Below are 24,570 nucleotides of genomic sequence, written 5' to 3'. Positions count from 1 at the left end.
TCTTGATTTTTTTCCTACTTTTGCAGCTCAAATTCAGTAACATGTCAAATCAAGTTCCAGAGGACGGCACATTTCTTCCCTTGATGGAAGAATTCTACACGATACAGGGGGAAGGATACCACACCGGAAAAGCAGCATATTTCATTCGTTTAGGAGGTTGTGATGTGGGTTGCCATTGGTGTGATGTAAAGGAGAGCTGGGATGCTGAAATGCACCCTTTGACTTCTGCCGACACCATCGTTGAGCACGCTTTGCAGCATCCCGCAAAAACAGTGGTCATTACTGGTGGCGAACCTTTATTGTACAACTTGACCTACCTGACGCAAAAACTTAAGGAAGCAGGCATCAAGATTTTCTTGGAAACCTCAGGAGCCTATCCTTTAACGGGATATTGGGATTGGATCTGCTTATCCCCTAAAAAATTCAAAGGTCCTAGGGAAGATGTTTTGAGTGCCGCTGGCGAACTGAAAGTGATCGTTTTCAACAAAAGTGATTTCCAATGGGCAGAAGAACATGCCAAGTTCGTAAGCTCCAACTGTAAGCTCTACTTACAACCGGAATGGTCCAAAGCTGCGGAGATGACCCCTTTGATCATCGATTACGTAAAAGACAATCCGAGATGGGAAATCTCCTTGCAAACCCACAAATACCTGAACATCCCTTAATGGCGAAAGCATTTCGTACATAAGATATAAAAAGCGAAGGGCTACCAATCAAGATTGGCAGCCCTTCGCTTTTTATATTGATCATTCCTTGTTATTGAAAAGGAAAGATTGCACTTTCTGTCCTGGCTTCAGCCATAATTTTTTTGGCCTTTTCCAGCAATTCAGGATGTTTTGATGCGATATTATTTTGCTCAGCAACATCCGTTGGCAAATGGTAGATCGCTATTTCAGCATCCGGATTTCCTTTAGCATTCAAACGGATTGCTTTGTAGTCTCCGATTCTTAGGCCTTGCTTCCCACCTTGCTCATGGAATTCCCAATATAGATAATCATGTTCTTTTTGGCCTTTTTTGCCTAATAAGGTTGGCAAGAAACTGATACCATCGGTTTGTTTCAATGGCTTAGCTTGGGCAACCTCCAATAAAGTGGGTGCCACATCCCAAAAAGCGCCAATATGATCAGACTTTTTGTTTCCTTTGATTTTGGCTGGCCAATGTACGATGAAGGGCGTCCTTACCCCTCCTTCATAAACATCGCGTTTATTCCCACGGAATGGACCAGAACTCTTAAAGAAATCAGGATCTGCTCCTCCTTCTCTATGCGAACCGTTGTCGCTCGTAATGATGATAATGGTATTCTCGAGCATGCCTTCTTCTTCCAATGCGGAAACCACCTCGCCTACCTGCTGGTCCATACGGGTAACCATGGCAGCAAAGGTAGCTCTAGGTTTAGCTTGGCTAGTGTAGCCTGAACCTGCATTTGGTCCGTAAGGGCTGCCCTTGAAAGGTTTTTCCTCAAACTTGCCATCAAACTCTTTAAAGATCTCATCTTCAGGGACGATTAATTCAGCATGAGGCAATACGGTTGGGATAAACAGAAATATAGGCCCATCCTTGTAATTGTGGATAAAAGTCAATGATTTCTGATGGATCAGGTCTGGAGCATAAGTCGTGGTCTTGATGAGGTTTTCATTTCCTTTCAGATCTACACGCGCTTCATTGTCCCAAAGATGGGTCGGATAATAGCGGTGGGATTGCCTTTGGCAATTATAGCCATAGAATTCATCAAAACCTTTTTCTAATGGATCCCCAGTCGTTCCGACCATTCCCAAGCCCCATTTTCCGAAAGCACCGGTTTTATAACCAGCATCCTTCAGGGCCATGGCAAAGGTTTCAATATTCTGGGCCAAGGGTTCTTGACCTTCCGGCTCGATTTCTTTGTTTCCACGGATATAAGTATGCCCCGTATGCTGACCAGTCATCAATGCCGATCGCGAAGGAGCACAGACAGGAGCACCGGCATAGAAATCTGTGAACAGCATGCCTTTTTTAGCAAGGGCATCGATATTTGGAGTGCTGAATTTTTCTTGTCCATAAATACTTAAGTCCCCATAGCCAAGGTCATCAGCAAGAATCAATACAATATTAGGTTTCTTGGTTTGGGCTAATAGCATCAGGTTGAGAAACAGCAACCCGATCAAAAGAGAGTATTTGCGCATTTTAAAGTTTTACAATTTCACCAGTCTTTACAGATTCATCACATGCAATAGCAATTTGAAGGCTATTGATGGCGTCCTGCATCGATTTTTCCAAATTCAAGTTTTCTTTGATGGCCTTCAAGAAGAATCGTTGTTCTCTATTGCAGAGCTCCTGATGGTCAGGTTCATCGGTTAGGTCTAGCCATTCATCCTGTTTCAAGAATTCATTCTGCGCATTGATATCCGCATAATGAACCTTTAAGGATTCTGTTTTGGTATGGGATTCTACCGAATCCGAGTTCCCAGCCTTAGCGGCTTCTTTAGCCACAATGGAAACACAGCCTTTCGGTCCGATAACGTCCTTGATAAAAAAAGCCGTATCGCTGATCATAGGCCCCCAACCAGCTTCATACCAACCCACACTGCCATCGTCAAAACGGATCTGTAATTGTCCGTAATTGTAATTGTCCTTTGGAATATCATCAGTAAGCCTTGCACCAATTGCCGATACAGAAACTGGATTGGCATTAGTCATCTGGCACATCACATCGATGTAGTGCACGCCACAATCCACAATGGGACTGAGGCTTTTCATCAGGTTACGATGCACATCCCACATATAACCCTGGCTTTGCTGATTCAGGTTCATGCGCATCACCAATGGATAACCCATGGTCTTTCCGATTTCGATAAATTTAATCCAGGAAGGATGATGTCTTAATATATAACCGACTACCAATTTTTTATTCGCTGCATTGGCGGCATCAATCACTTTTTGGGCACCTAGCACGGTATCTGCAAGGGGTTTCTCGATAAACACATGCGCATTGGCCTGAAAAGCCATGATGGCATATTCCTCATGGGTATCTGGATAGGTGGATATACAAACCGCATCTGGAGTTGTTTGTTCTAGGGCCTGCTCGTAGCTGTCAAACAGAGGGTATTGCGCAGCTAATTTCTCATTCAATTTCTGTTTACTGTCTCCACGTGAGACCAGTCCAACAATTTCAAAATCCTCCATCTCATGGTAAGCCTGTGCATGGGATGCACCCATATTCCCACAGCCTACCACTAAAATCTTAATCTTTTCCAACATTTCTCTTTCACAAATATTATGTAGCCAATCCCGGTCTAGGGATTCGAGCCGTATCTATTTCCATTTCCCAATTATAGCCATCCGAGCTTGGACCATAGGTCTTGGTCGAATTCAAGATCTCATCCAAAGAAATAATGCTACCTGAATAGGCTGCTTCACGCGCCCAGATAGCCATCAAGGTGGAATCTGCCATGAAATCGCCATCATTGATGACCTGTTTATTCTTGATTGCGGCAAACAGTTCATCATGTTGGGTCTGATACATATTGTTCATCTTTCCAGCGAATTTCCATGGATTTGAACCATTAATCGCATAAGAACTTAACAGGCTAACATTGAAGTTGCCTTTAGTACCGATAGCCTCAACTGAGTTTCTAGGCTGCGTACCGTTCTGTTGTCTACCGAAGTGGAAACCTTTCAACCCATCACCATAATCAAATTCAATGGCGAAGTGATCGAAAACATTACCATACTTGTCCCAAGGACGGCTCTGCCTACCACCGGTGCCTGAAACTGTTTTGGGCAAGCCTCTATTTAGGATCCAGTTCATGAAATCGATACTATGCACTGTTTGTTCTACAATGATATCACCCGAATAACGCTGATAATAAAACCAGTTATACAATTGATATTTTAGGTCGGTCCAATCTGCTTGTTTTGGTTTTTCGGTCAGTTCACCGCCCAACCTGAAGGTACTGATCGAATAGATATCACCGATGCTACCATCGTGGATTAATTTCGCCAACTCACGGTTTGGGGTAGAGTACCTAAAGCAATATCCAGACACCAGATTTAGTTTTTTCTCTTTGGCTACCTTAACCGCTTCACGCACCTTATGTACTCCAGGAACATCCACTGCCATCGGTTTTTCACAGAAGATATGTTTACCATGTTTTACCGCTTCGGTCAAGTGATCCGGTCTGAAGCTCGGCGGGGTTGCCAACAATACGACATCCACATCCGAAGCGATCAAGTTTTTATAGGCATCAAATCCTACATACTTTCTTTTTTCGGAAACTTTGACGCGGTCTTGGTGGGCTTCTTTCAGAGAAGCTAAGGCCGTTTCCAACTGTTCTGGGAAAATATCAGCCAATGCAACAATTTCGACATCTGGATCAGCAGCCAGCGCCTGGAAAGCGGCACCCGTTCCGCGACCACCACAGCCGACTAATCCTACTTTTATTTTTTTCTTGAAATCAAGGTTGGTATTTGAAAAGTCTAATGAAGTGGCACCAAGGATAATACCACCGTTTTTAATAAAATTTCTTCGGTCCATTCGGTCTATTTTTGAATGATTCAGATTGATTTAATGTTTTTGATATGTTGATTATTTCAATAAATAATTGAAAAATTATCTATTTTCACAGCAAAATAACAATTATTACAATTTTATGCAAATAACCGATACAGAAGCCGGACCATTGATAGAGAACACTACGGTGGTCTTTGGATTATTGATGACGATCTTAGGATTGGTTTTTTACACCTCCAGTCTTTCCAATAAATACATCAAAGGATTTTACAATGTCATCCCTCCTTTGTTGCTCTGTTATTTCCTACCGGGACTATTGAATTCCTTCAACATTATTGATGGAGAGAATTCACCCTTGACCAGCATCGGTAGCCGCTATTTTCTGCCAGCCTGTTTGATTTTATTTGTGATCAACCTGGACCTTAAGGAAATGTGGGCTTTGCGCAAGCGAGCAGGCTTGATGTTTATCACGGGTACGGTTGGTATCCTTTTAGGAGGTCCTTTAGCGGTCTATCTGACCTCATTGGTAGCACCTGAGGTTGTGGGCGGCACAGGACCAGATGAGGTTTGGCGTGGATTAGGAGCTTTGGCCGGTTCATGGATTGGAGGGTCAGCCAACCAGGTTGCCTTGAAAGAGATTTTACAGCCTTCCCCTAATCTATTCTCTTCTATTATTGCAGTCGATGTCTTTGTGGCCTACATCTGGATGGCAATCCTATTGTATGGCGCAAGTAAATATAAAGCAGTCGATAAATTCTTCAAAGCGGACTCGCAAGATGTGGAACACTTGAAAGCGAAAATGGATGAACGCGTGAAGGAAAACAGCCGGATCCCTGAAACCAAGGATTTGATGATCATGGTCGCCTTGGCCTTTGGAGGAACAGGTTTAGCCACCCTACTGGCAGATCCAGTTGCTAATTTTATGGCGACCCATTATCCAGAAACCGAAAAATTCTCCTTGACCAACAGCTTCTTCTGGTTGATCTTCTTTGCTACCGCTACAGGTATTTCACTATCCTTTACCCCAGCTAAAAAACTGGAGTTTGCTGGTGCCTCTAAGATCGGAACGGTATTGCTATATGTATTGATTACAACGATTGGGATGCAGATGAACATCATGGCCATTTTGGGAAATCCAGGATTGTTTGTAGTTGGGTTCATTTGGATCAGTTTCCACGCCATTCTATTGATCATCGTGGGCAAGATTTTCAAGGTGCCATTCTTTTACTTTTCAGTTGGAAGCATGGCGAATGTCGGCGGTGTAGCTTCTGCTTCGGTGATGTCTGCAGCCTTCCACCCTTCTTTAATTTCTGTAGGGGTTATTCTATCCGTTTTCTCTTATGCCATCGGAACCTATGCCGGTTGGTTGACCGCATTACTCATGAAAATCGCGTCAGGAGTATAGAAAAATACATAATATTGAGGAACAGCGCTATATCGAATAGCGCTGTTTTTTTTTGTATCCTGTCATCTAGATTAACAAGAAACCAATTTCCTAGCAAAAATTTAACCTAAAAGCCATAAATGATACACTAAATTTTATCTTAATATTAATATTTTTACATAATTTTGTTATTATTAGTTAATTAAGAGCTGATTAATTAAAATTCGATAAAAATCGATAAAAAGCTATTCCCATAAAAAAACCAAAGCAATCATGAAAAGCCCACAGAAAGATAACTGTCCGGGTCTTCAACATTTGAATTCCCCGGAGAGAAAAAAAGACAAACTCCCCTATTTGTGCCCAGAAATAACCTTGCATTTAATCCAATTGGATTTTAAAATCATGGTAGGCTCTACTTTTATCAGAACCGGAGGCCCAAGCAATGTTCCCAGAGTTGAAGATTGGGAGGATGAGGGTGAAAGCATAAAGGATTTTGACTTCTAGCGAAACCAAAAAACATAAAAATGATGACAAATAAAGCCCCACTATTCCTATTAAGCAGTTTGATTTGCATCTTAATTTTAAATTGTTGCAAACCACGGGACATAGAGCTACCTTCTGATAAGGGCATCACCTTTCGAGTAACCGGAATCGAGGAAGGGGGCACAACAGAATTATTAGGTTCTATTAAGGGTAGGAACACAGAAAATCCAGATAGACTATCAATCCATCGAGAAATACGCAATGTGAAAGGTTTGGATATCGACCTGATTATCGAAGAAAATGCTGTAAACAACTTAGCTTTGGCAAAAACAGCAAGCACCAGTCCAATTTCAGACAATACTGTTTTCTTCATTATGCTGTTTGAAGCAGATGGAAATGGAAATGCGGTTAAATTCAAATATAGCGTCAAGAGCACCGGTAATGGGCCAACCATCCCATTTCCCGCAAATCGCAACACACAATACAGATGGTTTGCTTATTCTTTCAATAGTGCTGAAGACTTCCGCCAACCAATAGTTGAATCCCCTATTTTAGACATCAACTCCTCCTCGGTCGGAGATGGCAGTGAGTTACTTTACGCCACAGGCGTAATCACGACCAGTAATGACCCAAATGCTGCCAACCAAGTTCCCATAACTTTCAAAAGAATGGTCAGCGCGATCCGCTTTGAAATCGATGCCAGAGGGGTATTCTCTTCTATTAAAGATTTGCAATTTGATTTTCCAGCATCCAATAATGGATTTCGAAATGGAAAATTTTCACTTCGCAACGGGGTGTTTACGGAAACAAGCGACGCGGAACAATTTAGTAGGTCAGCATGGCTTGATCATATAGCCGATACCATTCCAACTGGCTGGGTCAAATACCAACAATTATTGACTGTTCCGAACGGAGAACCCATGAATTTTCAGGCCATCCTAAAAAACTTGACTATCACGAGCCAAACCATCACACCTGGAAACCCAACAGCCATTACCTTTGCGGATCGAAATTACGGGGTCCCCACAGCAGGCATTCTTTTCGACTTCCCGGATTTCACGCCGACGGCGGGCAAGCGATATAACATAAAATTAAGGTTAAAAGAAAACCCCATCACAGCAGGAGGAACCCAATGGGCCCGGGGGAACCTGACCTATGTGGCTAATTCACCTAAAAACAAATACCGATTTTGGTACGACAACAGTTTTATCAAAAACGTCAATGGGGGAATGAACAATTTTATAGAACGTGATTATTTTGATACGCGACCTCCAAGAGGAGAGCCTCAGGCCCCACCCAGCAATTGGGATCCATGCGCATTGGTATACCCTGAAAAAACATGGCGACTACCAACAGAAGCGGAATTCAAAAGATTAGGCGAAGATGCGGAATCACATGACAGACACCGGGTGGACCAAGAAAACAGCCAAGGATGGTATGGGTCTTGGGGAAACAGATCGAGCATTGGGCCACCTAGGTATAAAAACAACGATTTAAATTTCGTGGCTGCTGGCTATAGAGATAGAAAGACAAGAGCGTTACAGAAATTTAATTACAGAGGTTTTGGGACCTTTTCTGCAGATGAAGGATTTTTTAAGACCTCAGATACCTCAAAATTTTTCCACATCGATTATGGCGGTTCAATCATTGGCTTTGATTTAGGAATCAGGATCACAACAGCTACTGACGGAAGAGGCGTCAATGTCCGATGCGTGAGAAGATAATCATCAAATCCAACCTGGATGGAATAATTAATTCCATTTTTTTCGAAAAAAGGAACATATAAATCCTATCAGTATTCGACGTGCAAGGAAAGGATGGTTTAGGCTAAAATATTCATAAACTTCAAGTGTTTTTCGTATAGGCGTAATGATTTTTCATTACGCCTATTTAATTTAATTTATTCTCCTTTCAGGCACTAAAAAAAAACAAACAACGAAAGAAAGTTCTAAAAATACATCGTTAAGTAACATTTTTATAGTGTAAATAAATATTATACAAAATATAGTTCTGAAAAATATAATTTTGAACCAAACAATTGAAAACCATAAACAAAATTAAATACATAAAGAACGGGAAGATTAAGATTAAGCCATTTGAAATAATCATAAACTTTAACGCAGGAATTTATGCCTATAAAAAACCAAAAATTTAAATCTCCTTTAAATACTTATGAAAAGTCCAAAAAAAACTATGCAGCTCCAATATTTGAAATGAATTTTATCTTAACTGAATTTGATTTAGCTATCACCTCATCAAGAATAATAATAGGTGGAGAGAATGAAAACCGCCCCCAAGTTGATGAATGGGAAGATTCAGAAGGCAAAACCATTAATGTTGACTTTTAATAACCCTGTAACCTAAATGAAAAATAATGAAGAACAGAACTGACCTAATTGTCTTCATCGCATTTATAACTTTAATTCTCTTTTGCCAATGCAAAAGACCAGACGAAATCATTGGCGGCAAAAATGGATTAACCTTTCATGTTCAGGGTATTAACGAGATCACGGACACAAAGGAAATCTTTGCAAAAAACAACAAGACGAACAAACAGGGTTCTGCTGAGTCATTGATCTTCAAAAAAGAAATAAGTACAGTGGGCGGAGTTGACTACGATTATTTACTTGCGGAATCAAAAAGCTTTGATCCAAAAGCCCCCTCTCTTGCCGTAACCAAACCCCTGCCCCTCAACACGAAATACCTAATCGTTTTATACGAAACCAATGCAGCCGGGGAAGCAACAACTTATTTTGACCAAGCACAGGCAACGGCAACCTCTGAAATCGTAATCGATGCTTATAGGAATAAAAAATACCGCTGGTTTGCATATTCCTTTAACAATGGCGATGACATTAGCCCCTTTAATCCGGCAAATCCTAATCTGACCATCAACCCAACAACCTTAGAACAAGGTCAGGAGTTTCTATATGCTACGGGATTGGTCCAGACTTCGGATGATCCAGAAGCTGAAAATCGAATACAGATCACGTTTGAACGAAAAATGAGCGCTTTAAGGATTGAACTGGATGCTAGGGGAATATTTTCCAAGATCAAGAGCAGCAGTTTAGAGTTCCCTAAGACCAGCAACAATACGGGACTAAACAATGGGGTATTCTCCATTCTAAATGGAACCTATAGCAGCATAAGCCCAGTAGCTTTCAACGCCCTACAATGGTCGGATGCCATTGCAGATTCTATCCCATTGGGATGGGTGAAGTACATGGAGTTCCTGACCGTCCCCAGCAGTGGCAACATAAGTCTTTCCGGTAATATCAAAAACACCATCATAAATAGCCAATCTGTAAATTCAGAAGCTCCAAATGTGGACTTTTTTGTCGACCGAACCTTTGATCTGGTCCCTTTTAACATTCCGGCATTCACTCCTGAAATGGGTAAGCGGTATATCCTTAAAATTAGATTGATTGAATCAGCAATTAATCTTGTTGGAGCAAATTGGGCACGTGGGAATCTGACATTCTTTGCTCAAGACACAAAAAATCAATATAGATTTTGGTATAACAACAATTTTGTAAACAATAAAGCTGGGGGAATGATGAATTTTATTGAGCGGGATTATTTTGATACGCGACCTCCAAGACCAATGCCCCAACAGGCTCCAAGGATCTGGGACCCTTGTAAACTGGTCTACCCAGAAGGGACATGGCGCCTACCGACTCCAACTGAATTTGACAAGCTGATAAGTACAACGAACAATAGAGTCCGGTACAACCAACCGGGTGATAAGGGCTGGTACGCAGCATGGATAAACAATAATGTCGCAGGACCACCGAGGTATCCGAATAAAAACCTAAGTTTTGTTGCTGCAGGCTATAGAGCGATGAACAGAACATTGAAGGAATTCAATTATGAAGCGGGGAATATGCTGCCCCTTTTCCCAAAATATGGCGATAAAGGGTATTATAGAACCTCTGACACATCGAGATACATGGCCATGTACTACAGGGAGAGTGTAATCTTTACCACCATGGCTTTTGATATTATCCAATCCAAGGACGGTAGAGGTGCAAACGTGAGGTGTGTCAGAAAATAACAGAGCAAGTTTTTAGGTAAATTAAGTATAGGTCGTTAGTTAGTGTTAGAAAAGGCCGCGATAATATCGCGGCCTATCTGTTGTTCAACCAATTGTTGTATGTTATTTCTTCGCATCAATCTGATCTTGGAATTGCTGCCAATCATAATAATGGAATACCATTCCATTACTCATGGCCACCAACATACCTTTAGGGAATTTTGTTCCTATCGGCATGGAAAGTGCATCAGCTCCATCACACTCTACAGCAGAAACTGGAACCTCTGCAAGTCTAGTATATTGATGAGGATTTCCAGCATCACCTTCTCTAGGATAGATATTGAAAGAGTTGTTCTGTTGGTTAGAAGCTACGATATACCCTGTACTGTCCGTGCTCTTGTAGATAGCAATGCCTTCATGGTCATCTTTGAAATCCTTCTGTCCAAAAACTGAAAGAACCTCATTGCCTCTGGCAGGATCAGCATAATATTTGTGGATACCGAAACCCTCATCAGAATAATAGACATAGCCCAACTCATTGTCCACGGCAATTGCCTCAATTTCCTTACCACCTTGGAAGGCTCCGAATTCACGGACTTTATTCCCTACAACCACTCCATCCTTATCTTGTAGTTCATACTGGAATAGATATCTACCGGTCGGTCCGATCTTTCTACCAACAATGGCATAGATCTTATTTCCTGCAGTATCCTTTTGGGTATATAGTGCGATTCCCATTGGTGACTTTTCGGTTTCACCTTCAAATACTGGGATACCTCCATTATCTAGTGGCTTCAAATCGGGCAAACTGAATACCCTGATTTTATCGGTACCACGCTCTGTGACTACGGCGATATCAACTTTCTTTCCGCCAAGGTTAAAGCCATAGGCAATATCCACATTGTTTGGACGATCTAAAGGCACGACCTTATTGATGATCTTTCCATCCATGTCATAGGCGTAGAGACCACCTGTTTTTTCATGCTTATCTGTCCCGATAACGATGACCTGTGAACTATCCTGAGGGTTAACCCAGATAGCAGGATCATCCGTATCATTTGGTACTACTTCGGTGATTACGATTGGTTTTAGTGCATTTTCGGCTACAGAGGCTAATTTATCTCCACAAGAGGCGAGCGCTAGTGCCGCAAAACTAAGTATTGTAAGTTGCTTCTTCATTTGTTGATTGTTTATAAGTCATATTTTAGACCAAGGGTATAGCGCGGTTTGTAATATTCCAATTGGCGCAAGCGTTGTACTTCTCCTTGGTAATAACGCAATGGTTGGTTAGTTAGGTTATTAGCTTCGGCGAAAATGCGAAGAGATTTTGTGATTTTATATGCAGCATTGGCATCTAAGAAAAACTGCTTGTCGTAATAGGCATCTGTAAAGGCATCATTTCCGATTTCATCCAAATAAGCAGCGGTATAATTTGCAGACACACGTGCAGAGAATTTATTGTTCTCCCAAGACAAGGATCCGTTCAACATGTGCGGTGCCGTTCTAGGAAGACCTAAGCCTTCGCGAAGTACTCCACCCTCACCAGAGATACCTTTAGCTTTTGATTTCGTGAAGGTGTAGTTCGCATAAACAGCCATTCCTTGAAGGAATTTTCCAGGAAGGAAATCCAACTGTCTTTGGAAAGCTACTTCAAACCCATAAACATCAACCTTATCACCATTTCTAAATTGAGAGAAACTCCAATCATCGGTTCCTACAATAGGGTTTTTCAGATTAGGGAATAACTCTGTAAAGCGATTGGCCGTAAATCTCCTATCGTTATACATGTAGATAAAGTTCTTTAGGTTTTTATAGAATACACCTCCTGAGATAATACCTACGTTCTGGAAATATCGCTCCAACATCACATCATAGTTTGTCGAATATGTTGCCTTTAAATTTGGATTACCTGCAAAAAGCTCTCTGTCATCAACTTTTGAATTCACATAAGGTGCTAATGCATAGTAATTTGGTCTTGCCAAACTGGTAGTTACCGCAGCACGAAGTATAAAGTTGTTCGTGAAATTATGCTTTAAGGTAATACTTGGAAGGATTTGGGTGTAATTGTTTTTATTTTGGATCTGCCCCTCTAATTCCTTTTCGTCGAATACGTTATTTCCTGTATAATCGATCCTAGTATGTTCCAAACGGGCACCTAAGATCAAGGCAGTTTGCTCGGTGATATTTTGATCCCAACGAACATAACCAGCAAAGATTTGCTCTTTGGCTTTATAGTTTTGAGAAAGGAATTCAGTTGGATCAGTTTCTTCTTTAAATTTTGACTTGTCGGTTAGGTTCAGTCCGCCTAAATAATTCTTATCAACGAATGTACCCGGTGCATATTTCTCGCCTTGGTCCCAACCTTTAGCATCCCATGCAACCAATGGCATTCCAGAAGTTAAGGTTTCAAAACCTGAAGTCGGGCTGTATTCAAAGAAGTTATTGTCTCTTTCCTTGGTTTTCAACCTAACACGTCCACCGAAACGGATTCTACCCTTTTGATCTTCAATAATTGATAGTGGAATACGGAAGTTTAGTTTAGCGCCAAACTCATCTTCATGGGTATTATTTTCGTTTTCAGTGATTTTATCCAATTTAAATGCAGAAAGATCATTAGTTGGGTTGGTAACCAACGGCAAGTAAGAATCGTTTACATCTACATTAAGTGGGATTTTTTTAACTTCATAGTTAATATAACGCTCGTTAGGACGCCATTCAGAAGCTCTGGAATAAGATGCTGACCAATCCATATCCAAGATAGGTGACAGAACATGCTCACCTTGCAAAGAGAAGTTCAACACGGATTGACGCTCTAAACGACGGGATTTATTTCGGTTATTGTCAATACCACCTTTAGTCTCGCGTTCAATATTACCTGTGTAAGTTTTAGTAGCGGCATCATATGCTAATTTGGAATACTTGGTTGCAAAACGATTCTCGCGGTCATCACGCCAGTTGTACATGGCATTGAAAGCGATCCTGTTCCTTGAGTTGAAATTATAATCCCAAGCTGCGGATACACTTCTACGAACACGTGTAACGTCATACTTACGGATCTGCATTTCTTTTAACAACACGTCACCTTTTTCTTCAACCCATTCTGCCTCGATGTTATTAGAACCGAAATCATTGGTCTGCATCGTTCCACTCAACACCAAGCCCATCTTATTGTCCATAAAACGGTTACCATAGATTAATGCTCCATTATAGATCGCTTTTTCGCGAACTGGAGAATAACCACCACTCAGGGTAGCAGAAATACGTTGCTTATTCGGCACCGCACGAGTGATCAAGTTCACACTACCACCGATCGCATCTGCATCCATATCAGGGGTCAAGGTTTTATTAACCTCGATAGATGAAATCATGTCCGAAGGAATTAAATCCATCTGAACATTACGGTTATCACCTTCTGCCGATGGAATACGGTCACCATTCAAGGTAACGGAGTTTAATTCTGGGGAGAGACCACGCACGATAATATTTCTTGCCTCGCCTTGGTCATTTTGCATCGTAATACCGGGAACCCTTTTCAAGGCATCTCCGATATTCTGATCCGGGAAACGACCCACTTGGTCAGAAGAAATAATATTAGTGATGTTGCTGTTGTTCTTTTGCTGGTTCAGGGCCTTTGCCTGACCCCTTGCAATATCTCCAATGACTTGAACTTCATCGATAGTTTTGCTAGCAGGTTCCAAGAAAATTTCAATTGATTCATCAGAAGTATGGATTTTTTGCTCAAAATGTTGATATCCCAAATAGTCAACTGATACAGTATATGTTCCAGCAGGGAGGTTTAGGAATTCAAAATTTCCGTTTGCATCAGAAACGGTGAACTTATTGCCTTCGGCGATCCTCAGGGTTGCACCTGGCAAAGAAAAATGGTCATTGTTGTCCATCACCTTACCTTTTAAGATGGTGGTCTGGGCAAAAGAAATACAACAAATGAAATTGAATAAAATGAATAGGGATAATCTCATAAAGTTAATAATTTAATGGCCCAAAAATATTTATAGGGATTAACTAGATTATTAACCGAATGTTATTAATTTGTTAACATACAGGATTATACACTTTCCTATTACGAGTAATTATTTCTTTTTATTGCGAAAATAGCCTTGTGGAATGATAGGCAACAAACATTTTGTTAACACTGAATTCTCATTAGATTGTTAAGCTTCGGAAATCATGGAAAGCTGATTGTTTATTTTTCATATTTTTAGGGAAACACTAAAAGGTTAAGTTCAATGGAAGAAAATATATTTTACGAAGGACAGGTTTTATGGTCACAGATTGATGCAAATGTACATTTACGCCATTCGGCTTATGCGGATTTTTGTGCACAGGCCAGAAGCAATATGTTGAACAAGCTGGGATTATCCCTTGAGGAATTCAACAAGAGAAAAATTGGACCTATCCTATTTCGTGAAGAGTTGAATTATTTGAGAGAAATTGGTTTGGACGAACGCGTGAAAGTGAGCGTGGTCATCACCAAGTTTAACACGGTAAACTCTAGGTTTTCCTTCCGACATGAGATCTTTAAGGAAAACGGCGTGAAGGCAGCCGTGGTGCTGGTCGATGGTGCCTGGATGAACATAAGAGAAAGAAAACTGACTAACATTCCGGAAGAATGGATGGAAATAATAGGTAAAATACCTAAGTCCGAAGATTATACTGAAATAGATTCTTAGTTAATCGCTATCTTTGGATTATGTTATACATCGTTCCCACACCAATAGGTAATTTGGAGGATATGACCTTTCGGGCAATCAACGTACTGAAACAGGTCGATATTATTTTAGCTGAGGATACAAGGACCAGTGCACCTTTGTTAAAACACTTTGGAATCGACAAAAAAGTCTTTGCCCATCATCAGCATAATGAACATAAAGCTGTCCAAGAGATTATCCGATTGCTCAAGGAAGGGAACCAGATTGCTTTGATCTCAGATGCAGGGACTCCTGCCATCTCTGACCCTGGTTTTTTATTGGTGAGAGAGACGATCAAAGAGGGTTTGGATGTGCAATGTTTACCGGGAGCAACGGCTTTTGTACCTGCTCTGGTCAATTCAGGACTACCTAACGACCGTTTTTGTTTCGAGGGATTCCTTCCTGTAAAAAAAGGCAGACAGACCCGCTTGAAATCCTTGGCAGAAGAAAAAAGGACGATGATCTTTTATGAATCTCCACATCGTATCCTGAAAACAATAGAAGAATTCATCCAAGTATTTGGACCAGAACGACAGGCTTCGATATCTCGTGAAATCAGTAAGCTGTATGAGGAGACCGTGAGAGGCACCTTGGAAGAAATCAAGCAGCATTTTGAGACGACCCCCATCAAAGGTGAATTTGTTTGCTGTGTTGCTGGACATGAATAATTAAAAAGAATTTAAGACGTAAATATCAAATCAATGGAAAATTATCAAATCGACAAATTTGTTCAAGATGGACAGGATCCAAAAGTGGTAGAAAAAATCCATGGAAAGATTTTAGATATGTTGACCCCTGGGGAATCCATTAATTATATAGCCTTGCAAAAGAAACCGGCAGTGAACTTACTGCCTGACAGCATTACCCTTTCTAACAGGAGGATTTTCCTGTGTGAATTCACCAAACTTGGCCTTGCTACCAATTTTGAAATTTTCCCTTGGAAAGACATCAAGGACATCGCTTTTAAGGAAGAGATTTTTGGTTCCAAGGTTACTGTAATCCCTTTTACTGGAGAGAACTTAACCATTGATTATATTCCTAAAATACAGGCTAGGAAATTGTATCAGTTGATCAAGGATGCTTTGGCGAATTTGCAGAACCAAAAAAATGAAGCAAAGGAAAATCCATCTGCTTTTACCAGCAAACCCGCTTACAGTAATCCTGTTGCAAGTCCGGAAGAAAAGGTTGAGCCTATAAAACCAGCTGAACCGGTAAAGCCTTTTGAAGCGGAAAAGCCGATAGAACTTCCAAAATTTGAGGAAAGACCTAGTTTGAATTCTATGTTTGCCCAGCAAAACCAACAAGCGCAGGCTCCGAAAACAGAACCTCAAAATTACCCACAGACTTCTTCATTTAACCCTCCTACCCCTCCTGCTCCAGCAGCAAGTCCAGAGGTAAACAAGGTAGAAGAAGATGATGAGATCACTTTGAAATTAAAGAAATTAAAGAGCTTATATGACAAGCAGCTTATCACCCAAGCCGAATATGAAACGAAAAAGGCTGAAGTTTTAAGTCAATTATAATAGCATGAAAAACAATTACCTTTTAGCTGGTCTAAGTGCAGTATTGCTATGGCTGGCTTGGCCTCCTATACCATATTCTAGCTTTTTACTTTTTATTGCATTTGTTCCTTTATTGGTCGCTGTAGAAAACGTAATCCGTGGGGATTATAAAAAGAAAGGCCGTAAGATATTCGGATTAGCTTTCTTGACCGGTGTCATTTGGAACACGGCATCCATCTATTGGGTTTTTAACGCAATGAATGCTGTCTTGGATGTATTCCCTTCGCTAATGGTTTCCCTGATTCCATTTACATTAGCCCCTCTTTTGATGGCCTTGGCATTTCGCCTATATTATCAAATGCGTAAATGGAATAATATCTTCTTGAGCTTTATGGGGCTTGCTTCCTTTTGGATGGCTTATGAATACCTACACCAGACCTGGGAACTTGCATTCCCTTGGATGACCTTAGGAAATGGATTCGCTAACTTCCACCAGATAGTACAATGGTACAGCATCACTGGGGTTTATGGCGGTACTTTATGGATCTGGATAGCTAATATCCTAGTTTTCCTTTGGTATTGGCAAAGAAAGGAAAAGGTAGAGATCTACAGTCAGAAAATACTCTTAGGATCTCTTGCGGGATGGATTCTGGTCCCTGCAATTGGCTCTTTGATTGTGTACAGCACTTACGAAGAACATATCAATCCTTCTGAAATCGTTACTGTTCAACCTAACATTGACCCTTACGGAAAGTTTGGTTCCATTACTCCGGAAGAACAATTAAAAACCCTTACTGATCTCTCTCAAAAAGTAGCAAAATTAAACACTGAATTCTTTATCTGGCCTGAAACTGCAATCTCAGGATCTAATGGGATAAACGAAGAAGAATTCCGGGAATATGACCAATACCATAAAATCCTCGAATTCTTGGAGCCATACCATAATGGAAATGTGCTTTCGGGAATTGAAAGTTACCAGATCTATGAAGACCAAAAGACTTTGACAGCAAGACCTTATGGCAATGTTTTTTATGATAGCTTCAATGCAGCGGTTTTGGTAGATGGGTCGAGCAAGCTTCAGTTTTACCATAAATCCAAATTGGTACCTGGAGCTGAAAAAACTCCTTTTGGAAAAAGCTTGGCCTTTATGACTCCGTTATTCAAACATTTCGGTGGTACAACCGGTGGTTATGGTAGCCAAGAGGAGCCTTCTGTCTTTTACTCGGCTAGCGGAATCGGTGCAGCCCCTGTAATTTGCTATGAATCCATTTGGGGAAATTATGTGGCTGATTATATTAAAAAAGGCGCTCAATTTATTGCTGTCATCACCAATGATGGCTGGTGGGGAGACACCTCAGGCAAGGACCAACACCTACAATATGCCAAGCTTAGGGCAATTGAAAACCGACGTTGGGTAGTTCGTTCTGCCAATACAGGGATATCAGGATTTATCAACCAACGTGGAGATATAGTCCAAAAGAGTTCTTGGTGGGTGCCCACTGCGCTATCTCAAGAAATCAATTTGAATGAAGACCTCACTTTCTATACAAAATATAGTGATTTAATAGTCTATTTATCATTCGTAACAGGCTTAATATCAATAGGCTTATTGATTGTCAGAAAAAAATAAATATACCAGAATTATCCTATTGAATAATTATATTTGCCGCCATGCAAGTTTATTTTGATAATGCCGCCACCACTGCCTTAGATAAAGAAGTTATTGAGGTAATGGTTCAGATGTTGAACGAGAATTTTGGAAATCCTTCGTCCATCCATGCACATGGCCGTGAAATGAAGACCATTGTTGAAAAAGCAAGAAGAACAGTCGCTAAATTATTGAATGCATCACCTTCCGAGATTTTCTTTACCTCCGGAGGAACTGAAGCAGACAACATGGCTATTGTTCGTGCTATTGAAGCCTATAATATTACCCATGCAATCAGTTCGCCGATTGAACACCATGCTGTTCTACATACCTTGGAAGAACTGGAAAAAGCAGGAAAAATCCATTTAGATCTTTTGCGCGTTGATGAAAAAGGTAATGTTGACTTGGGTCAACTGGAAGAGCTTTTGTCTAAAAATCCAAAAACTTTCGTTTCCTTGATGCATGCCAACAATGAGCTAGGTAACTTAACTGACATTAAAAAGGTGAGTGAGCTATGCGAGCAATATAATGCGATCTTCCATTCAGACACTGTTCAAACGATGGGGCATTATGCACATGACTTGACCGATCTGAAAATTGATTTTATTACCGGAGCAGCCCACAAGTTCCACGGTCCTAAGGGAGTTGGATTCTTGTACATCAATGCTCGTAATAAGATCAAACCTCTAATTTACGGAGGAGCTCAAGAAAGAAACATGCGCGGTGGTACTGAAAACGTATATGGTATCGTCGGATTGGCTAAGGCTTTAGAGATTGCTTATGCTGAAATGGAAGAACACCAAACCTATATCCAGTCCCTAAAAGACTATATGAAAGCGGAATTGATCAAAGCGGTTCCAGATGTAAGATTCAATGGCGAGGTAGATTCGGATAAATCTTTGTACACCGTATTGAATGTATCTTTGCCTTGCAGTAACATGGGTGACATGCTATTGTTCAACCTAGATATCAAAGGGGTTTCCGCATCAGGAGGAAGTGCATGTAGTTCAGGTTCCGAAATAGGCTCACACGTACTTCAAGGAATTGGCGCTGATGGCAGCAGACCTTCAGTGAGGTTCTCTTTCAGCAAATACAATACAAAAGAAGAAATAGACTTTGTTGTTGGTGTCGTAAAAGAGATCTGCAATCATAAATAAGTCTCATAAAACATTATCAAAAAAGGCTGTTGCAAGAATGCAACAGCCTTTTTTTGTGACTAATTGTCTCGTCCTGAAATAGCTATACACAAAAAAATCGTTATGAAAACAGATATTGTTGCGCAAAAACAATGGTTAATACGGAGTTAATTATCTACCAATATAACTACTTTAAAAACCAAGCAGAAAAAGCCACTGTACAAGCCGAACAAGAGCGAATAGAAAAAGATGTATTAATCAGAGATTTAACTTTAAAAGTCATACAAAGTTATTTAGAGACATTACTATCTCAATCTCTAGTTAATGAACAAGATTCGGCAATCAATTTTTCTACTCAATTATTAGATAAAACAGAAAAACGCGTAATAATAGGTGTTACAGCCCCTTCTGTTGTATCGGAAGTGAGAGCAAACTTAGCTCGAGAAAAACAACAATATCAACAATATTATAAAGATTTACTGTTGAAAAAAGCAACTCTAGCTCAGTACATGAATTATCCTGAGTATAACATTTTGAAATTATATGATCCGCTATTAGAATCAAACCTTCTCGAAAGTAAAAAAGAAGTATATAAGGAAAATTCTATTAATTATTGAAACACCTTAAATTATTTGTATCATGAAATTATACTTATATATAGACAGAATAAATCTTATAAATAAACTCATCAGTAAAGCAAAAACAGGAAGTCAAGAAGAATTTGCAAAACGCCTAAATATTTCTGTTTCTAGATTAGCTCGAATTATTGAGTATATGAAAGACCAGGGTGCCCCTATAAAATTCGATAGAATAGCAAATACATACTATTATGAGGATAAATATTCTATTAACATTCAAATTAAAATAGAGAAAATGAAGGAATTTGAACTAAAAAACACGAATGCAGGGTTAAATATTTTTTTCAAAAATCACTTAAATGCTTTTTTTATACATTAAAGTAATATATTTTAGATACATTATTACAAATAATAATTGCAAACAATATGAATAATATGAATAAAGAACTAATTATAAAATATGCTTTTAAACTGTTTATAATAGGCATACTAATCGGAGCTTATGTTGCATTTAATCAAAAATCTTAATATTTTTTTATAAAAAAAACAAAATTAAACGTACAAGAATTATCTCTTCAAGACCAACAAAATATTGAAGGTGAAATTATTCCTGCTGTAGTTGCTTGGTGGTCAGGTGCTACCTTATTAACTAAAGTTGGAGTAATCGGCGGTGCAACTGCTGTCGTTGGTGGAGCTGCATATATTGGAAATAACAACGGATATGAATCAGTTAAAAATTAAAATTCAATCAATTTATCATGAAAAAATCTTATTCGATGCTAGAAGTAGTTGTTTTTTTATTTATTGCAATATCTATTGCTGCCTTTGTAGTATATAAATTATCATATGCTATCGGTATATACGTGGCTAACCATTAAAAAAAACATGGTAAATTTCCATTAAAACGCACAAGAACTATCATTTGAATACCAACAAAATGAGGTGTTTTTTAATCTCTGAAAATCTGTCTCCATTTTCAGTACTAGTCAATCCTTATGTAATTTAACAAGGATATAGTCTTCATCCTGTTTCAAGGATAGATGCAGTTCATTATTACCAAAATATAGAACCTTAAAAATAGTGAGATGTCTCTTTGTTGAATCATTTAGGACTAGTGCTGCTTCAGTTTGGTCTATCCTCCAATTCACCTGCATCCTTTGGTTATAGGACTCGTCATAAACTGTATTTTGACAACTTGAGTCAAAGGAATTAGCCTTATAATATTGTTTTTCTAGGATTTCCGCTTTGCCGTTTGGTTTAAAATTGATCTTAAAGAATTCCATTTTCTGTTCCACCTTACTGATTTTATCAGGACATGGCGTTTCTTTCGACTGGAACTTTATGAGTTTAGCAATTTGGTTAATCTTGGAATAATCCTGTTCAGATGATTGCCCTTTGGGTTGGATGTTATTGTCATAGTATTCATAGGCTTTCCATTGCCCTACAATTTCCAATGGATTGATGCTGTTCGCCCAATCTTTTTCACCCACTCTCTCAGGCAAAAGACTACCAATGGACCCTATTAGTAATAGCAATACCGGCATCATCATAAAAGACAACTTGGTTTTCATCAATTAATAATTAGTGTTAACCAAAGATAACCAACCTCTTAAGCAGAAAAAATACCTAGCATTAGGTATTCCTTAAAAATAAACTAACAAATAGGGTAAATAAAAATACCTACGAATGCAGGTATTTATTTTATTTTTTGAAGGACATATTTTTCGGCGAGATCGCCTTTTATTTCCTTACCAGAGAGATCTAGTTGATTGAGTTGATCCTTTGATATCTTAAAGCTGTAATCCACATTCTCTAAGCTCAAGATATCTTTATCAACCTTCCATTTACCGGTACTTTCAAATATTTCGGCACTTTTGCCAACATATTCATAGCGCATGGAATAATTTTTATTCTTATCCAAGCTGAGTACTGTTGCAATTGTAGTACAATCAGCACAAGGAAGTTTGCCTTCATAAGTACCAACGATAGCTAATCCTTTCACCGCATTATCTTCGGACGCAACAAGCTGATTGACGTTGGATTTGTTATTTATACAACTAAATCCAAAGACCAGCATGATTAATCCTATTAATGACAGTGTTAATACTCGCATAATTTTCTTCCTTGCCCTAAAAAAGACAAAAAAGATACCACAAATTTATTTTTTAGAAAATTTAACATTAATCGTCGTCATCCAGCAAACCATTAGCCATGAGCATGGCATTTTTCAGTTCATTTAGAGCATGGAAATTTCTTTTCTGCTGTGCGACCTGCATGCCTTTTTCATAGATTTCAATTGCAAAATCCTTCTCTCCCTCCACTTCCAAAAATTTCCCAAAGTGGTAATAAGTCCCTACATAATCCGCATGATTATGGACGAGTTCTTCAAACCCTTCCCTTGCTTTTGCTTTATCTCCTAGTTTCACAAATTCCATGGTCAGCGCATACTTCAAAAAAGGATCTTGCGGGCTTTCTTTTAAAAAATTCTGTAACTGTTCTAATCTACTTTCCATAAACAAAAGTAAACATAATTTAGAAATGGAAAACCTATGTGTAAGGTGAAAGGAAATACTATGCTAGCATACAAAATGACAAACGCATGACTATTGTGTTTTTAATGCATTTATTTACATTTATTATATTATTTAAATCATTTAAGGGCAAACATTATCATTTTAATAATATAATGAGATATTTTATAGTATTTAGGCAATTAACAATTAGCTAACAGTTCCTGAAAATCGAGGAAACACATCTTTGAAATGCTCCTTAATTAATGTAGGTTTGTGTAAAACGTTTGAATTATGAGAATATTAGTATGTATAAGTAATGTCCCTGACACCACTTCAAAAATAACATTCAGCAACGATAATACGGTTTTTAACAGCAATGGTATCCAGTATATCATTAATCCCTATGATGAGATTGCATTATCAAGAGCAGTTGAGTTGGCGGAAGGCGGCAAAGGTACCGTCACTGTGATCAATGTTGGTGATGCTAGCACAGAACCTACCATTAGAAAAGCATTGGCAATTGGTGCGGACGATGCCGTTCGCGTAAATTCTCAACCTAGAGATGCTTGGTTTGTAGCCAATCAGATTGCTAACTACGCAAAAGAACAAAACTTTGACTTGATCTTAACGGGTCGTGAGTCTATTGACTATAACGGTGCTCAAGTGGCAGCCCTATTAGGTGAACTATTAAACCTTCCTTCAGTTTCAATTGCAAAGAAATTGGAAATCCAAGACAACAATGCTACCATCGACCGCGAAATTGAAGGTGGTAAAGAAGTATTGACGGTTTCATTGCCTGTGGTTGTAGGTACAGCAGAAGGTGTTGCCGAGCCTAAAATCCCGAATATGCGTGGCATTATGGGTGCAAGAACAAAACCTCTTCAAGTTCTGGAGCCGATTGCAGTAAATGAATTGTCAAACATCTCCAAATACGAATCTCCTGCTCCACGAGGTGCAGTGAAACTTGTAGAAGATGTGGATCAATTGGTTCAATTACTTCGTAGCGAGGCAAAAGTTATTTAATTCATTTACCCCATTAAGAAATTATCATGGCAATTTTAGTATATATAGAAAATACAGAAGGTACATTAAAGAAGTCGGCATTTGAGGTCGCTTCCTATGCCAAAGCTATCGCTGACCAATTAGGTGATTCTGTGACTGCTCTTTCCATTGGAAATGTAGACAAAGCAGAATTAGAGAAATTGGGCAAATACGGTGTATCCAAAGTTTTGGATGCCAACCAAGACAAATTGAAGAACTTTGTGAACAAAGCCTATGCATCCATTATTGCTTCGGCTGCTAAGCAGGAGAATGCAAAAGTTGTTGTCCTTTCCAATTCTTTCAGTGGAAAAGGTTTGGGACCAAGGGTTGCAGCTAAATTAGATGCAGGTTTTGCGGATGGTGCTATCGGTCTTCCTACATTCAATGGCGATCAGATGGAAGTAAAAAAGACTGCATTTTCCAATAAAGCATTTGCAACCGAAGTCATCAGTTCTGCGGTAAAAGTCATTGCAGTTAATCCAAATGCATTCGATGTCAAAGAAACTGGTGCTGCAGCAGAGGTGGTAGATTTCACCCCAGATCTGCAAGACCAAGATTTCAATGTCATGGTCAAAGAGATTGTACGTGCAACGGATAAAATCTCCCTACCAGAAGCCGAAATCGTGGTATCAGCAGGTCGTGGAATGAAAGGACCAGAGAACTGGGGAATGATCGAGGAATTGGCAAATGTACTTGGTGCTGCAACAGCATGTTCAAAACCAGTTTCAGATGCCGGTTGGAGACCACATTCCGAACACGTAGGACAAACAGGGATCGTAGTGAGCCCTAACCTATATATTGCGATCGGTATCTCGGGCGCAATCCAACATTTAGCAGGAGTAAGTTCCTCAAAAAACATTGTTGTGATCAACAAAGACCCAGAAGCACCGTTCTTTAAAGTGGCGGATTATGGAATCGTTGGTGATGCCTTCGAAATCGTTCCAAAGCTGACAGAAGCGATCAAAAACTTAAAAAACAACTAGGAATAACTAAACAATGAACGAGTGGCCTTGCCTAAAAAAACGCAGGGTCACTTTTTTTTTGCTGTTAATA

General features: G+C 39.6%; 22 protein-coding genes. 14 read left to right on the top strand and 8 right to left on the bottom strand.

The window, feature by feature from the left end:
* The first annotated feature begins 41 nt into the window (after nt 1–41).
* A complete protein-coding gene (locus ACK2WI_RS08380) occupies nt 42–665 on the top strand; it encodes a 7-carboxy-7-deazaguanine synthase QueE (RefSeq protein ID WP_093099082.1) in 624 nt (207 codons plus the stop codon).
* A 91-nt stretch (nt 666–756) separates the two neighbouring features.
* Here ACK2WI_RS08380 and ACK2WI_RS08375 read toward each other — a convergent pair whose 3' ends face one another.
* The 3 genes from ACK2WI_RS08375 to ACK2WI_RS08365 are packed head-to-tail and all read right to left on the bottom strand — an operon-like array spanning nt 757 to nt 4,514.
* Entirely contained in the window at nt 757–2,163 is a 1,407-nt protein-coding gene (locus tag ACK2WI_RS08375) for an arylsulfatase (RefSeq protein WP_409150353.1), read from the bottom strand.
* Nucleotide 2,164: 1 nt separating this feature from the next.
* The gene (locus tag ACK2WI_RS08370; RefSeq protein WP_409150352.1) at nt 2,165–3,238 is read right to left on the bottom strand and encodes a Gfo/Idh/MocA family protein; all 1,074 of its coding nucleotides are present in this window, start codon (nt 3,236–3,238) and stop codon (nt 2,165–2,167) included.
* Between the two features lie 16 nt (nt 3,239–3,254).
* On the bottom strand, nt 3,255–4,514 hold the full coding sequence (locus ACK2WI_RS08365; RefSeq protein ID WP_409150350.1) for a Gfo/Idh/MocA family protein: 1,260 nt from the start codon (nt 4,512–4,514) through the stop codon (nt 3,255–3,257).
* A gap of 115 nt (nt 4,515–4,629) precedes the next feature.
* Here ACK2WI_RS08365 and ACK2WI_RS08360 point away from each other — a divergent pair, with 115 nt between their 5' ends.
* The 4 genes from ACK2WI_RS08360 (at nt 4,630) to ACK2WI_RS08345 (ending at nt 10,411) form a co-directional block, all read left to right on the top strand.
* Nucleotides 4,630–5,895, top strand: a complete 1,266-nt coding sequence (locus tag ACK2WI_RS08360) for a DUF819 domain-containing protein (protein WP_409150348.1) — start codon at nt 4,630–4,632, stop codon at nt 5,893–5,895.
* 503 nt (nt 5,896–6,398) lie between these two features.
* On the top strand, nt 6,399–8,081 hold the full coding sequence (locus ACK2WI_RS08355) for a fimbrillin family protein (protein WP_409150347.1): 1,683 nt from the start codon (nt 6,399–6,401) through the stop codon (nt 8,079–8,081).
* Between the two features lie 405 nt (nt 8,082–8,486).
* Nucleotides 8,487–8,705 carry a hypothetical protein gene (locus ACK2WI_RS08350; protein ID WP_409150346.1) on the top strand — a complete coding sequence of 73 codons (219 nt, stop codon included), beginning with the start codon at nt 8,487–8,489 and terminating at the stop codon, nt 8,703–8,705.
* A gap of 26 nt (nt 8,706–8,731) precedes the next feature.
* The gene (locus ACK2WI_RS08345) at nt 8,732–10,411 is read left to right on the top strand and encodes a hypothetical protein (RefSeq protein ID WP_409150344.1); all 1,680 of its coding nucleotides are present in this window, start codon (nt 8,732–8,734) and stop codon (nt 10,409–10,411) included.
* Between the two features lie 102 nt (nt 10,412–10,513).
* Here the strand turns inward: ACK2WI_RS08345 and ACK2WI_RS08340 are convergent, their stop codons facing one another.
* Nucleotides 10,514–11,569, bottom strand: coding sequence for a phytase (locus tag ACK2WI_RS08340; protein ID WP_409150343.1), 1,056 nt, complete (start codon nt 11,567–11,569; stop codon nt 10,514–10,516).
* Between the two features lie 11 nt (nt 11,570–11,580).
* On the bottom strand, nt 11,581–14,370 hold the full coding sequence (locus ACK2WI_RS08335) for a TonB-dependent receptor (protein ID WP_409150341.1): 2,790 nt from the start codon (nt 14,368–14,370) through the stop codon (nt 11,581–11,583).
* 267 nt (nt 14,371–14,637) lie between these two features.
* Here ACK2WI_RS08335 and ACK2WI_RS08330 point away from each other — a divergent pair, with 267 nt between their 5' ends.
* From ACK2WI_RS08330 to ACK2WI_RS08300, 7 genes are all read left to right on the top strand, one after another.
* Nucleotides 14,638–15,081 (top strand): acyl-CoA thioesterase, encoded by a 444-nt coding sequence (locus ACK2WI_RS08330; RefSeq protein ID WP_312697470.1) that lies wholly within the window; start codon nt 14,638–14,640, stop codon nt 15,079–15,081.
* Between the two features lie 20 nt (nt 15,082–15,101).
* A complete protein-coding gene (rsmI, locus tag ACK2WI_RS08325; protein WP_409150340.1) occupies nt 15,102–15,767 on the top strand; it encodes a 16S rRNA (cytidine(1402)-2'-O)-methyltransferase in 666 nt (221 codons plus the stop codon).
* Between the two features lie 33 nt (nt 15,768–15,800).
* Entirely contained in the window at nt 15,801–16,622 is an 822-nt protein-coding gene (locus tag ACK2WI_RS08320) for a PH domain-containing protein (RefSeq protein ID WP_409150339.1), read from the top strand.
* A 4-nt stretch (nt 16,623–16,626) separates the two neighbouring features.
* Nucleotides 16,627–18,231, top strand: coding sequence for an apolipoprotein N-acyltransferase (gene lnt, locus ACK2WI_RS08315; protein WP_409150338.1), 1,605 nt, complete (start codon nt 16,627–16,629; stop codon nt 18,229–18,231).
* Nucleotides 18,232–18,272: 41 nt separating this feature from the next.
* The gene (locus tag ACK2WI_RS08310; protein WP_313367118.1) at nt 18,273–19,406 is read left to right on the top strand and encodes a cysteine desulfurase family protein; all 1,134 of its coding nucleotides are present in this window, start codon (nt 18,273–18,275) and stop codon (nt 19,404–19,406) included.
* 131 nt (nt 19,407–19,537) lie between these two features.
* Complete coding sequence (locus ACK2WI_RS08305) at nt 19,538–20,002, top strand: TolC family protein (RefSeq protein ID WP_409150337.1); 465 nt, start codon at nt 19,538–19,540, stop codon at nt 20,000–20,002.
* A 22-nt stretch (nt 20,003–20,024) separates the two neighbouring features.
* Nucleotides 20,025–20,342, top strand: coding sequence for a hypothetical protein (locus ACK2WI_RS08300; protein ID WP_409150336.1), 318 nt, complete (start codon nt 20,025–20,027; stop codon nt 20,340–20,342).
* A gap of 607 nt (nt 20,343–20,949) precedes the next feature.
* Here the strand turns inward: ACK2WI_RS08300 and ACK2WI_RS08295 are convergent.
* The 3 genes from ACK2WI_RS08295 to ACK2WI_RS08285 all read right to left on the bottom strand — a co-directional run bounded on the left by ACK2WI_RS08295 (nt 20,950) and on the right by ACK2WI_RS08285 (nt 22,476).
* Nucleotides 20,950–21,534 carry a hypothetical protein gene (locus ACK2WI_RS08295; RefSeq protein WP_409150335.1) on the bottom strand — a complete coding sequence of 195 codons (585 nt, stop codon included), beginning with the start codon at nt 21,532–21,534 and terminating at the stop codon, nt 20,950–20,952.
* 125 nt (nt 21,535–21,659) lie between these two features.
* A complete protein-coding gene (locus tag ACK2WI_RS08290) occupies nt 21,660–22,076 on the bottom strand; it encodes a copper resistance protein NlpE (RefSeq protein WP_093098900.1) in 417 nt (138 codons plus the stop codon).
* Between the two features lie 67 nt (nt 22,077–22,143).
* Nucleotides 22,144–22,476, bottom strand: a complete 333-nt coding sequence (locus ACK2WI_RS08285) for a tetratricopeptide repeat protein (RefSeq protein ID WP_409150334.1) — start codon at nt 22,474–22,476, stop codon at nt 22,144–22,146.
* A 291-nt stretch (nt 22,477–22,767) separates the two neighbouring features.
* Between ACK2WI_RS08285 and ACK2WI_RS08280 the strand changes: the two genes are divergently transcribed.
* Nucleotides 22,768–23,499, top strand: coding sequence for an electron transfer flavoprotein subunit beta/FixA family protein (locus ACK2WI_RS08280; RefSeq protein ID WP_093098897.1), 732 nt, complete (start codon nt 22,768–22,770; stop codon nt 23,497–23,499).
* A 26-nt stretch (nt 23,500–23,525) separates the two neighbouring features.
* The gene (locus ACK2WI_RS08275; protein ID WP_409150333.1) at nt 23,526–24,500 is read left to right on the top strand and encodes an electron transfer flavoprotein subunit alpha/FixB family protein; all 975 of its coding nucleotides are present in this window, start codon (nt 23,526–23,528) and stop codon (nt 24,498–24,500) included.
* The last annotated feature ends 70 nt before the right edge of the window (nt 24,501–24,570 follow it).

It is taken from the genome of Sphingobacterium sp. BS-2 (genome assembly GCF_046161205.1).
Classification (GTDB): Bacteria; Bacteroidota; Bacteroidia; order Sphingobacteriales; family Sphingobacteriaceae; genus Sphingobacterium; species Sphingobacterium mizutaii.
Note: the sequence above shows the minus strand (reverse complement) of the source record. Positions and strands in the feature narration are given on the sequence as shown.